This is a genomic window from Nocardia sp. NRRL S-836, assembly GCF_001279525.1.
In the GTDB taxonomy this organism is placed as follows: domain Bacteria; phylum Actinomycetota; class Actinomycetes; order Mycobacteriales; family Pseudonocardiaceae; genus Lentzea.
The window spans coordinates 39255-53697 of record NZ_LGDY01000119.1 but is presented as its reverse complement, the minus strand read 5'-3'; the positions used below and the strand labels follow the sequence as shown (position 1 = coordinate 53697).

At 72.1% G+C, this 14443-nt stretch carries 11 protein-coding genes; 9 read left to right on the top strand and 2 right to left on the bottom strand.

Annotated elements, in window-relative coordinates; genetic code table 11:
• Window positions 1–4: 4 nt before the first annotated feature.
• Window positions 5–1666, bottom strand: a complete 1662-nt coding sequence (locus ADL03_RS31100; protein ID WP_053737148.1) for a cellulose binding domain-containing protein — start codon at window positions 1664–1666, stop codon at window positions 5–7.
• Window positions 1667–1809: 143 nt separating this feature from the next.
• Here ADL03_RS31100 and ADL03_RS31095 point away from each other — a divergent pair, with 143 nt between their 5' ends.
• From ADL03_RS31095 to ADL03_RS31055, 9 genes are all read left to right on the top strand, one after another.
• Complete coding sequence (locus tag ADL03_RS31095; protein ID WP_053737147.1) at window positions 1810–2886, top strand: alpha/beta hydrolase-fold protein; 1077 nt, start codon at window positions 1810–1812, stop codon at window positions 2884–2886.
• A 155-nt stretch (window positions 2887–3041) separates the two neighbouring features.
• The gene (locus tag ADL03_RS31090) at window positions 3042–4115 is read left to right on the top strand and encodes a hypothetical protein (RefSeq protein ID WP_053737146.1); all 1074 of its coding nucleotides are present in this window, start codon (window positions 3042–3044) and stop codon (window positions 4113–4115) included.
• A gap of 1 nt (window position 4116) precedes the next feature.
• Complete coding sequence (locus ADL03_RS31085; RefSeq protein WP_053737145.1) at window positions 4117–5259, top strand: toxic anion resistance protein; 1143 nt, start codon at window positions 4117–4119, stop codon at window positions 5257–5259.
• Complete coding sequence (locus ADL03_RS31080; RefSeq protein WP_197288795.1) at window positions 5256–6869, top strand: substrate-binding domain-containing protein; 1614 nt, start codon at window positions 5256–5258, stop codon at window positions 6867–6869. Before ADL03_RS31085 ends, ADL03_RS31080 begins: the two co-directional genes overlap by 4 nt.
• Window positions 6856–7440, top strand: coding sequence for a hypothetical protein (locus ADL03_RS31075; RefSeq protein WP_197288794.1), 585 nt, complete (start codon window positions 6856–6858; stop codon window positions 7438–7440). Before ADL03_RS31080 ends, ADL03_RS31075 begins: the two co-directional genes overlap by 14 nt.
• A gap of 10 nt (window positions 7441–7450) precedes the next feature.
• Window positions 7451–7813 (top strand): hypothetical protein, encoded by a 363-nt coding sequence (locus tag ADL03_RS31070; RefSeq protein WP_053737144.1) that lies wholly within the window; start codon window positions 7451–7453, stop codon window positions 7811–7813.
• A 136-nt stretch (window positions 7814–7949) separates the two neighbouring features.
• On the top strand, window positions 7950–10322 hold the full coding sequence (locus tag ADL03_RS31065) for a glycoside hydrolase family 3 C-terminal domain-containing protein (RefSeq protein WP_063798759.1): 2373 nt from the start codon (window positions 7950–7952) through the stop codon (window positions 10320–10322).
• A gap of 68 nt (window positions 10323–10390) precedes the next feature.
• Window positions 10391–10684 (top strand): hypothetical protein, encoded by a 294-nt coding sequence (locus ADL03_RS31060; protein WP_053737143.1) that lies wholly within the window; start codon window positions 10391–10393, stop codon window positions 10682–10684.
• Window positions 10685–10919: 235 nt separating this feature from the next.
• Window positions 10920–13601: a BTAD domain-containing putative transcriptional regulator gene (locus ADL03_RS31055; RefSeq protein ID WP_053737142.1), complete on the top strand. Its 2682-nt coding sequence runs from the start codon at window positions 10920–10922 to the stop codon at window positions 13599–13601.
• A gap of 109 nt (window positions 13602–13710) precedes the next feature.
• On the opposite strand, the gene ADL03_RS31050 is transcribed toward ADL03_RS31055, so the two are convergent.
• A complete protein-coding gene (locus ADL03_RS31050) occupies window positions 13711–14367 on the bottom strand; it encodes a hypothetical protein (RefSeq protein ID WP_053737141.1) in 657 nt (218 codons plus the stop codon).
• Window positions 14368–14443: the final 76 nt, after the last annotated feature.

The following is a 14443-nucleotide window of genomic DNA, read 5'->3' as shown; positions in this document are numbered from 1 at the left end:
GTCCTCAGGGCGTGACGGGGATGTTGGTGAGCCCGGTGACCGCGTTGGTCACGGTGTTCGAGGAGTGCACGACGTTCGGGTTCCCACCGCACTGCGACACCGACGTGATCTTGATGGCGTACTGGCCGACGCCGCCGAGGTCGGAGGTGTTGCGGCGCCACACGTTCCCGCAGCCGTTCGAGAACGACGGCGTGCTGCTCGGGTTGTGCGTCTCGTAGCCGTTGACGAACGTGCCCGGTGACGCGAACGTGCCGGTGTTGTCCTCGATCAGGTACCCGATGCCCTTGACGTCGACCCACGAGTCGGCCGAGTTCTGCCCGGTGATGCCCTGGCCGTGGAAGGTGTTGCCGCGGATGACACCGGCGTGCGTGCCCTCCTTGACGTCGATCGGCTCCGCGGCGACGCGCGGGCCGATGGTGTTGCCGACGACCTGGACCCGGTCGGACCGGTCGGCACCACCGGAGTTGCCGTGGCAGGACCAGTTCGAGCCCGCCGACCCGATGTAGACGCCCTCGCCGTAGCCGGGCTGGACGAGCCCGGTGTCGGTGATCGTGGAGTTGCGGATCACGCCGTCGGCCGACGAGCGCCGGAAGTGCACCGCCTCCTCGTCCACGTGGTGCACGGACACGGCGTCGATGGTGACGTGGTGGGAGTTGTCGAGGACGATGCCCTTCTTGGACTCCGCCACGGTGAAGCCGGTCAGCGTCCAGTAGGGGGCGTCGACCAGCCACAGGCCGTAGCCGGAGTCCCAGCCGGCCGTGGGCACCGGACACGACGGCGCCTCGCCCGAAGGGCCGTCGTTGACCAGCACGGCGCTCGCGGGGCCGGTGAGGGTGATCGGCGCGGTGACGGTGCCGGCCCGTTGCGTGACGAACGAGCCGCGGTAGGTGCCGGCGGCGAGCCTGATGGTCTGGCCCGGTGCGGCGTTCGCGAGCGCGGCGGTCAGCTGCGCGGCGGTGGCGACGTCCACGACCGGTCCGCCGCTGCCCGGCAGGGTCCGCGCGCTGACCGGGCCACTGGCGGCGGAGGTGTTGCCGGCGGCGTCACGAGCGCGGACCTGGAACGTGTGGGCGGTGTCCGGGGCCAGGTCGCCGACCGTGGCGGACGTCGTGGTGGCGGTCGCGGCCACCACGCCGTCGCGCAGCACCTCGTAACCGGTGACGCCGACGTCGTCGGTCGACGCGCTCCAGCTCAGGCTGACCGAGCTGGACGTCACGGCGGTGGTCCGCAGTCCCTGGGGCACCGACGGCGCGGTGGTGTCAGCGGGCGGGTTGCCGCCGCCACCGCACGGTGCTCCGTTCACGGTGCAGGACAACGGGGTGCCGAGCCCGGCGACGTTGAAGCCGAAGCTCTTGCTCGCACCCGACGCGATGACGCCGTTGTACGAGACGTTGGTGAACCGGTAGTGCTGCCCGGTCTGGCTGCGCACCGAGCTCCACGAGCTGCTGACCGTGCTGCCGGCGGGCAGGTCGAACTCGACCGTCCACGCCGCCGACGCCGCGCCACCGGTGTTGCTCAGGGTGTAGCTCGCACCGTATCCGCTGTCCCACACCGATGTCTGGCTGAAGGCGGCGGCGAGGCGCGCACCCGCCGCGGCACCGGCGGGGCTGACCAGCCCGGCCACCACGAGCACCGCCGCGCACGCCGAAACGACCCGATATCTCATCGTGGATCTCCTACGAGGGCTCCGCAGGCGGCGTGCACGCAGGGTACGCGGCACCACCGCGGCCGTGTCAACGAGCGTTCGCGCAGTTCAGGTGACTGAACACGCAGAACGTTCTCAGTCAGCGCAGGCTACCCTTACCTCCCATGCAGGCACGCTTCTCCGGGTACGGACTTCCCGGCTCCCCCGGCACCGCCGAGTTCTGGGACTCCGTGCGGGGACCGGTGCCGGTTCCCGCGGACGGCGGCTACCGGACGTTGTTCCTCTGGCGCGGTTCACCCGCGGTGCTGCGGTTCGAGTCCTGGTCGGACCCGGTCGAGCTGACCCGCTGGCAGGACACCGACTGCTGGTACGCCGAGGTTCCGATGCCACACCGGCTCCGCGTGACCTACCACTTCTTCGACGGCACCGAGTACGACGGCGAGCACGCCGACCCGTTCAACCCGGCGGGCGCGGGCCCGAACCGGTCGATCGCCGCGACACCGGACCTCGAACCGCAGCCGCACTGGCCGGTCGTCGGACCGGACGAGGTGCTCGACGTGCCTTCGACGCGGTTGCGGTGGAACGGTGTGCTGGGCCGCAAGACCGTGCGCGTGCACCGGGGCGGCGAACCGGTCGTGCTGCTGCTGGACGGCGACGACTGGATGTACGTGCACCCGGCGGTGGCCGCGTTCGAGTCGGCGGTGCGCAACGGCGAGATGCCTGCCGCCACACTGGTTTTCCTGCCCACGCCTCGTGATCGGAACGCCGAGTACACGGGCGGGGCGCTGTGGCCCGCCGTCAGGGACGAGCTGCTGCCGTTGCTGGCCGAGAACGGCGTGACCGTGAACCCGGAGCGGTTCGTGGTGGCCGGGCAGAGCCTGGGCGGGTTGAGCGCTTTCCGTGCGGCGCTGGACCTCCCGGACCTGGTGTCGCGGGTGGCCTGCCAGTCCGGGTCGTTCTGGTGGACGCCGGCGCTGCCCGACCACGGGCTCTCGCTGGACGGCCCCGCCGGTGGCTACACCGCCGAACGGCTGCGCGACGCGGACCTGTCCGGACTGCGGGTGGCGTTCGACGTCGGTGAGCACGAACCCCGGATGCACCGCCACTGCGAGGCGGTGGAGGGCCTCGCGGAGAAAGCGGGTGCGGCCGTTCGGACCAACCGCTCCCCCGCCGGGCACGACCGCGTGGGCTGGCGGCACGCCCTGGTCCGCGACGTGGCCTGGCTGCTGACCGACCGGTAACGGGCGCCCGCTGAAACCCTTGGCGCACCGGCCATCGCCCTGTTCATCGACTGTTCACCTCACGATTGCGACCACTCCCGGCGCGACGACGTCGTAGTGACGAAAGATCTGTTTCCCCGACAGACGCAAGAGGTGGCCAGAATGATGAGGGGCCAGTGAAGAGAACGCTCGGCATCGGCCTGGCGGTCGTGCTGCTGGTGGGTGTGGCGGCCGCGGTCTACTTCGGCCAGGGCGACGGCAACAGCGCCCAGGTGCAGACGGTGCGCGGTGTGATCGGCTCGGAGAAGCTCGCCTTCTTCGCCGACCAGCGGGTGAAGGACGTGTTCGCCCGGCACGGGCTGAAGGTCGAGGTCGACCCCGCCGGGTCGCGGCAGATCGCGACGGCGACCGACCTGAGCTCCTACGACTTCGCGTTCCCGTCGAGCGCGCCGGCCGCGGAGAGGATCAAGCGCGACCGCAAGGCGGCGCGGACGTACGCGCCGTTCTCGTCGCCGATGGTGGTGGCGACGTTCGACCCGATCGTCGAGCTGCTGACCAGGGCCGGTGTGGTGAAGCCGGGGCCGGGCTACCAGACGTTCGACGTGCAGGCGTACCTGGACCTCGCGGCCAGGGGCACGCGGTGGGACCAGCTGCCGGGCAACACCGGCTACGCGGCGCGGAAGAACCTGCTGGTCACCACGACGGACCCGCGTGACTCGAACTCCGCGGCGATGTACCTGGCGATCACGTCGTTCGTGGCGAACGGCGGGGTGGTGAGCTCGCCGGAGGCCGAGGCGAAGGTGCTGCCGGCGGTGTCGAAGCTGTTCCTGGACCAGGGGTACACGCAGAGCAGCAGCGAGGGGCCGTTCGAGGACTACCTGTCGGCGGGCATGGGCAAGACGCCGCTGGTGCTGGCCTACGAGGCGCAGTTCGTGGACCGGGTGGTGCGCGGCGACTCCACGATCCGGCCGGACATGAAGCTGCTCTACCCGGCGCCGACGGTGCTGTCCAAGCACACGCTGGTGCCGTTGCGGGAGGCGGGCGACCGGGTCGGGCAGCTGCTGCAGACCGACGCCGAGCTGGGCAGGCTCGCGGCCACGTTCGGGTTCCGCACGGCCGACCCACGGCACTTCACCGAGGTCGTCAAGGAGAAGAAGCTGGCCGTTCCGCAGGACGTCGTGGACGTCGTGGAGCCACCGGCGCACGAGACGCTCGAGCGGATGCTCGAAGCGATCGCGAAGCAGTACTGACATGTCCGACTTCGTGCTCACTCCCCCTGACCCCGTCGAGCCGGTGCCGGTCGAGCGGGCGGCGGGTCTCATCCCGGTGCCCGACGACGCCAGGACCGAGCTTTCCACGCGGGCGCAGGCGTTCGTCGACGCGCTGGGTGCCGTCGACCCGCGGTCGCCGGACTTCGGCCGGATCGTGGACGAGGCGCTGGTGCTCGGCGAGGCGGAGATGCGGGTGGCCGCGCAGATCGCGGGCCGGCTGCTGGACCGCACGCTCGCGTCGGTGTCGTCGCCGAACACCACGCAGGTGACGGCGAGCCTGACCGAGCTGCGCCGGTCGGTGCGCGAGCTCGACCCGCAGGACCTGTCGAAGCTGACCGGCCGCAAGGTCCTCGGGTTCCTCCCCGGTGGCAACGCCGCCAAGGGCCTGCTGGCCCGGCTGCGGGCGGCCGACGAGCCGGTCAACCGGATCGTGCTGAGGCTGCGGTCCGGGCAGGACGCGCTGAAACGGGACAACGCGGCCATCAAGGGCGAACGGCAGCGGCTGTGGGACCTGATGACCAGGCTGTCACAGGACGCTGCTTTGGCCGGTGAGATGGACGCGGCGGTCGACCGGCAGGTGCAGATCTTCGACCTCTCCGATCCCGGCCGTGCCGACGCGTTGCGCGCCGACGTGCTGTTCGGGCTGCGGCAACGGCACCAGGACCTGCTGACCCAGCTCGCGGTCTGCGCGCAGGGGTACCTGGCGCTCGACGTCGTGCGCCGCAACAACGACGAGCTGGTCAAGGGCATCGAACGGGCCGTCACCACGACCGTCACGGCGCTGCGGATCGGTGTGGCCGTCGCCGCCGCACTGGCCGGGCAGCGCGAGGTGATCGACCAGGTCGACGCCGTGCGCGGGCTGACCGACGAGGTCCTGAAGTCCAACGCGACGCTGATGTCCCTGCAGTCCCACGACGTCCAGCGCATCGCGGCGACCCCGGCGGTCGGCATCGACGCGGTGCGGACCTCCTTCGACCAGATCTACGCGGCGATCGACGCGATCGACACGTTCAAGGCCCGCGCGGCCGACTCGATGTCCAGCACGGTGCACGCGCTGGACGCCGAGATCCGGCGCGCCCACGACCACCTGAGCCGCGTGCGCGGCGCGGAGGAGCCAGCATGATCCGCCGACTCGTTCCGGTGCTCGCGGCAGGTGTGCTGCTCGCGGGGTGTTCCGACGACGCGGACCCGGCCAGACCCGTCGGCGACGCCGAACCCGGTGTGCTGCGGGTGCTCGCGGGCAGCGAGCTCGCCGACCTCCAGCCGGTGCTGGACGAGGCGGCGCGCGCGACCGGTGTCACCGTGAAGCTCAGCTTCACCGGCACGATCGAGGGTGCGGACAAGGTCGCGTCCGGCACCGCCGAACAGGGCTTCGACGCGGTGTGGTTCTCCTCCAACCGCTACCTGGAGCTCGTGCCGGAGGCCCAGAAGCGCCTGGGCACCGCCACGAAGGTCATGAGCTCCCCGGTCGTGCTCGGGCTGCCCGCCGCGAAGGTGCGGGAGCTGGGCTGGGAGGGCAAGCGGGTCGGCTGGGCGGAGATCGCCGCGGCCGCCGGGCAGAAGAGGTTCTCCTACGGCATGACCGACCCGTCGGCGTCGAACTCCGGTTTCTCCGCGCTCGTGGGCGTCGCGGCGGCGCTGTCCGGCTCGGGTTCGGCGCTCGACGCGGCCAAGGTCTCGGCGGTCTCACCGCAGCTCAAGGAGTTCTTCTCGGCGCAGACGCTGTCGGCGGGCTCGTCCGGCTGGCTCTCGGATGCCTACGCACGGCGGGCCAGGGGCGAGGACCCCGGTGCCAAGGTGGACGGCCTGATCAACTACGAGTCGGTGCTGTTGTCGCTCAACGCCTCAATGCCGGAGCCGTTGACGTTGATCTACCCGAACGACGGCGTGGTCACCGCCGACTACCCGCTCACGCTGCTCACGTCGTCCTCCTCGGACGCGCGTGAGGCGCACCGGAAGCTCACCGAGCACCTGCGCGGTGCCGACGTCCAGCGCAGGATCATGGAGTCCACGCACCGGCGCCCGGTCGTGCCGCAGGTGCCGCCGGACGCGAAGTTCGCGGTGCGCGACCTGGTGGAGCTGCCGTTCCCCGGCAGCCAGTCCGCTGTGGACGGTCTGATCACCACCTACTTCGACCAGCTGCGCCGCCCGTCCCGCACGCTGTACGTGCTCGACACGTCCGGCTCGATGGAGGGTGACCGCATCGAGGGCCTGCGCGCCGCACTGATCGGCCTGACCGGCGCGGACTCCTCGCTGGCCGGCCGGTTCAACCGGTTCCACGGCCGCGAGCAGGTCACGCTGGTGCCGTTCAACAGCAGCGTCCGCTTCGCGCTGAGGTACGAGGTGCCGCAGGCCGACCCGCGCCCGGTCCTCGACCAGATCCGCGGCAGCGCGCAGTCGCTCGACGCCGGTGGCGGCACCGCGATCTACAGCAGCCTGCGGGAAGGCTACGACGTGCTGCGCCAACAGATCACCGCCGACCCGGACCGCTTCACCTCGATCGTGCTGATGACCGACGGCGAGAACACCGGCTCCGAGGACATCGAGGACTTCACGGTGTTCCACGCGACGCTGCCGCCTGAGCTCAGGGGCATCCCCGTCTTCCCGGTGCTGTTCGGCGAGAGCGCGACGGACGAGATGGAGCGCGTCGCGAAGATGAGCGGCGGCAAGGTGTTCGACGCCCGCAACCGCGCGCTTTCGGCCGCGTTCAAGGAGATCCGTGGCTACCAGTAACCCTCTGCTGCGCTACCTGGGCTCCTGGAAGAACCTGGCCGGGTGCGCCGGCGGGCTGCTCGGCCTCGGCCTGCACTTCGCCGGGCTGGCCGGCTCCTACTGGGTGCTCGTGGTCGCCGGTCTGTACGGCGTGGGCGCGCTGGCCGCACCGCCCGAGAAGGTCGTGCTGGTCACCGATCCCGAGGAGGAGGCGGGCCGGCTGCGCGCCGAGCTCGACGCGCTGGTCTCCCGCGTCCACGGCTTCGGCGGCCGCGTGCCCGGTGAGGTGGCCCCGAAGCTCACCGAGACCGCCGAGGTGCTGCGCGGCATGCTCGACCGCCCGCGCGAGCTGCGTGCCGACCCGGACGCGCTGCACTCGGTGACCCGGCTGGTCGGCACCGACCTGCCGTTGTCCGTGCAGACCTACCTGAACCTGCCGTGGTGGTACGCCGCCGCGCGCGGGTCGGGCGCGGAGCTGGTGCGGCAGCTGGACCTGTTGCAGGCCGACGCCGTGCGCGTGGCCGAGCGGTTCCACGCCGCGGACGCCCAGCGGCAGGCCGACCACGGCCGTTACCTGGAGGACCGGGGGTAGGCTCCCGATCATGCGTTACGTGCGGGTGTTCGCGGACGAGAACGGCAGGTCGGTCTTCGCGGACGTGGAGGTGGAGGGCACGGCCACCGTCACGGTCGAGGGCGTGCCACCGCTGCTGCTGTCCGGTCCGTTCCCCGCGACGTCGATGACGGTGGTCGAGCAGCCGCCGGGCACGCCGGACTGGGACCTGCACGTCGCCCCGCGCAAGCAGTGGGTCATCGTGCTCACCGGGACCGCGGCCGTGACGGTGTCCGGCGGGGAGCGGCGGGAGTTCGGGCCGGGATCGGTGCTGTCGTTCGAGGACACCGAGGGCGAGGGCCACCTGTCGACGCCGCTGACCGACGACCTGAAGTTCGCGATGATCCCGCACTGACCGGCGTTCGGCAGAAAGCGCTCACCCCGTTCACACCGGGCGGACTCCCCCGGCTCGATCACCGCCGGATAACCGAACGGTAACGGCAAGGTGCGCGGGCCGACCGCACGGCCGGCTGCTCTGGTGTGCTCGGGTCATGGACATCGAGACGGCCATCGCCGGTCTGGACCTGGAGCGGAAGGTCCGGCTGCTGACCGGGTCGGCGTTGTTCGCGCTCTGGCCGGAGCCGCTGATCGGGCTGACGGCGCTGACGGTGTCCGACGGACCGACCGGTGTGCGCGGCACCGAGCTGCGCGGCGGGACGATCGCCGCCCTGCTGCCCAACGCCACCCTGCTCGCCCAGCACTGGGACCCCGAGCTGGCCCGCGAGGTCGGCGCGCTGCTCGCCGACGAGGCCGCGGCCCAGCACGTCCACGTCGTGCTCGGCCCGACGATCAACCTGCACCGCACCCCGCTCGGCGGCCGGCTCTTCGAGGCCTACAGCGAGGACCCACTGCTGACCGGCGCGCTCGCGACCGCCTACGTGCAGGGGTTGCAGGCCAAGGGGATCGCGGCGACGCCGAAGCACTTCGTGGCCAACGAGTCGGAGACCGAACGGCGCACGGCCAGTTCGGTGGTGGACGACAAGACGTTGCGCGAGGTGTACCTGCTGCCGTTCGAGATGGTCGTGCAGGACGCACGGCCGTGGGCGCTCATGGCCGCGTACAACAAGGTCAACGGCATCGCCGCGACCGACCACGCCGAACTGGTCGAGGGCGTGCTGAAGGGCGAGTGGGGCTTCGACGGACTGCTGATGTCGGACTGGTTCGCCACCCAGTCGACCGCGGCGAGCGCGAACGGCGGTCTCGACCTGGTCATGCCCGGTCCCGGCGGGCCGTGGGAGGAGAAGCTGGTCGCGGCCGTGCGGGCGGGCGAGGTCGCCGAGGCGACCGTCGACGAGCACGTGCGGCGGCTGCTGCGGCTGGCCGAACGGGTCGGTGCGTTCGGTGAGCGCGCGTGGCCGGCGGACCTGCCCGCACCGGACAGCCCGCGGCGGCGCGAGCAGCTGCTCCGGTTCGCCGCCGGTGGCATGACAGTGCTGACCAACTCCGGCGTGCTGCCGCTGGACGCTCCCAGGGTCGCGCTGATCGGCCGGCACGCCGTCGACACCGTGGCGCAGGGCGGTGGTTCGGCCGGGCTGCGGCCACCGCACGTCGTCAGCATCGCCGACGGCCTCACGGCGCGGCTGGGCGATCGGGTGTCCGTTGTGGACGGTGTGGAGGTGCGCACGCGGCACACCGCACCGGCACCCGGCGTGCTGCGCGGCATCCGGGCCACGACGTTCGACGCGACCGGTGACGTGCTCGCGACACGTGACATGGAGATCGCCGAGCTGGCCGCCTATGGCGGGTGGGCGCAGGGCGCCGCCGCGATCGAGATCTCCGGCGAGGTCGTGCTGACCGAACCGGCCCGCCTGCTGGTCGGGGTGCGCGGCTTCGGCGCCTGGACGCTCGACGTCGCGGGCGAACGGCACGAGCAACGGCTCGCCTGGGCCGACGGCGTCGTGGAGGAGGCCCTGCTCAAACCGCCGTCGTGGACCACCGAGGCCGTCCTCTCCCCCGGCGACCGGATCACCGCGACCGTCCGCGAGGCCGCCGCGCTCGTCGGCCTGGTCGTCCAGCCGGTCCCCCTGCCGGCCGCCGACGCGATCGAGGCCGCGGTGCGGGCCGCACGGGAGGCCGATGTGGCCGTGGTCGTCGTCGGGCTCACCGACGAGCAGGAGACCGAGGGCTTCGACAAGACCACCCTCGCGTTGCCCGGTGAGCAGGACGCGCTGGTCACGGCCGTCGCGGCGGCGGCGAGGCAGACGGTCGTCGTGGTCAACGCCGCCACCCCGGTGCTGATGCCGTGGCTGGCCCAGGTCGACGCAGTGCTCTGGGCCGGGCTGCCCGGTCAGGAGGCCGGTGCCGCGGTCGCCGCGGCGTTGCTCGGTCACGTCGAGCCGGCCGGGCGCCTGGTCACGACGTTCCCGCGCACCGACGCCGACGCGCTGACCCCCGTTCCGGTGGACGGGGAGCTGCACTACGGCGAGGGAACGGCGATCGGGTACCGCGGCGCGACCGACCCGCTGTTCTGGTTCGGCCACGGCCTGGGCTACACGAGCTGGCACTACAGCGACATCTCGGTGTCCATTCGGGACGGTGTGGTCGGCGGGGTGTCCGTCCGGCTCGGCAACGTCGGCGACCGGGACGGGCGCGAGGTCGTGCAGGTCTACCTGCGACCGGAAAACGAACCGGTCCGGCTCATCGGCTGGGCGGTCGCGGACCTCGCGGCCGGCACGGCGGCACGGGTCGAGGTGCCGTGCTCGCCGCGCGTGCAACGGGTCTGGTCGGACGGCTGGCAGCCGTTGACGGGCGACGTGCTCGTGGCGCGCGGGCTCGGTGACGTCCGGATCGTGCACGCGCGACGGTCCAGCGCCGAGGCGAGCCGGGTCGTTCCCGTCCGGACACCGCGCCAGGCCGAGGACTGACGGACCCGCGCCGAACTGAACCGCGCCCTCACTCCCCCGGCGGTACGTTGGTCGCGGGGGGAGGAACCATGGTCGAGCCGATCACCCCGCTGACGCCGCGCCCGGTGCGGTTCGCGTCGGTCGGGCAGTGGTGGCGTGACGTCACGTCGGTGCACTGGGCGGTCGCGCCGTTCCTGGCCGCGCACACGCGACCGGACGTGCTGGACGGCCGCAGCTCCGTCGGGCTGGTGCCGTTGCGCGTGCACGCTGGGGTGGTGGCCGCGGCCGGGCTGGGGGCCCCAACCGGGCCACCGGCCAGCGTGCCCCACTCGCCGGGGGTTCCGGTGCGGTCCGGAGTGCCCGCGGCGGTGGGCAGGTTTTAGGTGGTCGGCGTGTGCGGTGACTTTCACACGCCGACCGGGTTCTTGGGGGAACCGGACCAGACCGCTGCGCCGACCCCCAAATCCCGGACGGACCGGCGGCGCAGTTGCCTGATCTGGGTACAAAGGTGCCAGGGGCGGTGCACAGATTTCGCCCAGACGGCGCACAGACCACGACCAGGCCGAAGGCGACGATGGCTCACACACGGTTCGTGATCATGAAGGAGGACGGTTCAGGGTGGAGTTCCTCGTGCTCGGCTCGCTGGCGGTGCGTCGTGACGGGACGCCGCTGGAGCTGGGCGGGCCGCGCCAGCGCGCGGTGCTCACGATGTTGCTGCTGCACGCGAACGAGGCCGTGAGCGTCGCACAGCTGACCGAGGCGGTCTGGGACTCGCCGCCGGTGTCGCCGGAGTCGAACCTGCGCACGTACGTGGCCGGGCTGCGGCGCGCGGTGGGCGACCGGCTGGTGACCCGGCCCGGCCACGGCTACCAGCTGACCGTGCGGCCGGGCGAGCTGGACCTCGACGGGTTCGACCAGCTGGTCCGCCACGGCGAGCAGGCACTGGCGGACAGCGACACCGAGGCGGCGGCGGAGTACTTCGGGCAGGCGCTCGGGAAGTGGCACGGCACGCCGTCCGACCTCACGGCCGGACCGTTGCTGCGCGCGGAGTTCACGCGGCTGCAGGAACGCAGGCTCACCGCCGTCGAGAGGTTCGCCAGGGCGGCGGTCGAGCTCGGCCGGTTCGACGACGTGATCGACCGGCTGCGGCGCGAGACGGCCCAGCACCCGTTGCGCGAGGAGCTGTGGGCGCAGCTGATGCTCGCCCTCGACCGGTCCGGCCGCCGCGGCGAGGCCCTCGAAACCTATGCCACGGCCAGGAAGCACCTGGTCGAGCAGCTCGGCGTGGAACCGGGTGCGCGGATGCGGCAGCTGCACCAGGTGATCCTCGAAAGCCGGGCTCCCTCGCCCGCGGCGCTCAGCGCGCACCGGCAGCTGCCCATGGACATCGCCGAGTTCACCGGCCGCGAGTCGGAACTGCGCCGGTTGTGCGAGCCCGGTCCGCAGACCACGGTGGTGATCTCGGCGATCGAGGGCATGGCCGGCGTCGGCAAGACCAAGCTCGCCGTGCGGGCCGCGCACCGGCTCGTCGAACGGTTCCCGGACGTGCAGCTGTGGGCCGACCTGCACGGCTTCGACCCCGACGAGCTGCCCGCCGACCCGGCCGCGGTGCTGGAGAGCTTCCTGCGCCTGCTCGGGGTGCCGGGCGCGCAGATCCCGGAGTCACCGGCCGACCGCGCCGCGCTCTACCGCGACCGGCTCGCGGGCAAGCGGGCGTTGGTGCTGCTGGACAACGCGGCGGGCGAGGACCAGGTCCGGCCGCTGCTGCCGGGCAGCTCGACGTGCCTGGTGCTGATCACCAGCCGCCGCAGCCTGCTGGGCCTGGACGGGGTCATGTCGGTCTCACTGGACGTCTTCACGCCGGAGGAGGCGGTCGCGCTGCTGGCGCGGATCGCCGGTGCCGACCGGGTGAACGCCGACCGCGAGGCCGCCGCCCGGGTCGCGGAGCTGTGCGGACACCTGCCGATCGCCGTGGCACTGGCCGCCAAACGACTCGCCCGCCGTCCACAATGGACGGTAATGGACCTCGCGGCACAGCTGGAGAGAGGCGGTCTCGGTGCTCGGGGCGTGTTCGACCTCTCGTACCAGGCGCTGCCCGACCACCAGAGGCGCCTGTTTCGCCTCCTGGGCCTGCACCCAGGAGAGGACGTCACCGCCGAGTCCGCCGCCGCGCTCGCGGGCCTGACCGCGTATGAGGCGGAGGACCTGCTGGAGACGTTGCTCGACGAACACCTGCTCCAGCAGCACACCCCCGGCCGTTACGTGCTGCACGACCTGCTGCGCGCCTACGCGGTCGAACAGCTCATGGCCGCCGAACCACCACCCGCGCGCGCCACGGCGTTGCGCCGCGTGCTCGACTGGTACCTGCACACGTCGTGGAACTCCGCGACGCGGCTCAACCCGCAGCGCAAACTGGAGCTCACCACCGCGGACCCGGCCGTGCACCCCCGCACGTTCGCCGACCGCGACGCCGCCCTGCTGTGGTGCGACACCGAACGCGCGAACCTCGTGGCCGCCGTCCGCGACGCCGCCGAACACGGCCTGGCCCAGCAGTGCTGGCTGCTCGCCCAGTGCCTGTGGGACTTCTTCAACCTGCGCAAGCACTGGACGGACTGGCTGGAGACGCACACCGTCGCGCTCGCCGCCGCCCGCTCGGTCAGCGACCGCAGCGCCGAGGGCCTCACGCTGATCACCCTCGGCATCGGCCTGCGCGAGGTCCGCAGGCACGACGAGGCCATCGAGTGCTGCCGGCAGGCCCTCACGATCTTCCGCGCCACCGGCGACCGCGCCCGGCAGGAACCGGCGCTCAACAACCTCGGCATCGCCTACATGACCACCGGCCGCCTCGACGAGGCGCTGGCGTGCTTCGAACAGGCCGCCGAGATCGCGTACGAGCTCGGCGACCAGCACACCGAGGCCGTGCTGCTCAACAACATCGCCCTGCTGCACGCCGACGCCGGCCGGTTCGACGAGGCCCTGCCCCGGTACCTGCGGGCGTTGGAGATCCGGCACGAGGTCAAGGACCCCTACAGCGAGGCGATCCTGCTCAACAACATCGGCGAGGTGTACCGGGGGCTGCTCGACTTCCCCGCGGCCGTGGCGCACGTGGACCGCGCCCTGGAGACGTTCCGGCGCATCGGCGACCGGTACGGGCAGGCCGAGTCGCTCGACAACCTCGGCCTCGCGCTGGACGGGCTGGGTGACCGGCGCGGTGCCGAGAAGTGCTGGCTGGAGTCGGTGACCCTGTTCGAGGAGCTGGGCGAGCCGAAGGCGGACGAGGTGCGTGCTCGGCTGGGGTGAGCGCGTACTGCCGAGGGGCGGTCGGCCGACCCGCTTGTTTTAGTCAACACTGAAGTTATCGAGTAGAGAAAGGCTAACAGCCGGGCTCGCGGTTCGACCGGCGTGGCGGTCACGCCGAGGTCAGGTGCATCGCGAAGATCGACACCGTGTTCGTGAGGTTCTTCCTCGCGAAGTCCTCGTTGAGGCCGCTGACCAGCACGAACGCGAAGACGGTGCCGTGCGCGAGAGCCGCGCGGCAGGTCCAGCCGGTCGTGCCGGGAGCATCGGCCTCGCAGTACGCGTACGACTCCTCGACGGCGACGGGATAGGTGAACGGGACGCCCGCGGTCACCTCGCCCGCGGGACGGCCGCACTCGTGGACCTGCCGCCGCACGTCCGCCAGCAGCTCCCGCGCCGGCCGCGCCGCCGTCACGTGCACCCGCTCGAACAGGGAGAACGCGCCGGACCAGGCGCGGGTACGCGCGGCCGACGTGACACCGTCGAGCCGCAGCAGGATGCCGCAGACCTCGCCGATCGCCTGGCCGTCCGCCGCCATCCCCAGCCCACGCCAGCCGGCTCCGCCCAGGTCCTCCTCGCCGGCGAGCGACTCGAAGTTCCACGGCAGGGCGAGCGCCGCCTCGGCCCGCCGGTCCAGCTCCGGCGGCGCGGGCGTGCCGGGCGTCGGCAGCGGTGCCACGTCCGGCTGCGCGGCGGTGCAGGCCGACGTCAGGACGGCCAACGCCACGAGCGCGGCCCAAAGCCGTGCGAACAACTTGCCCCCCAGCACGTACGGGTCGCTCAGCTCCTCACGAGAGGAGGAGCAGGCGCCTGTGCGGGCGAGCCTACCTCCGCCACGACCGGAG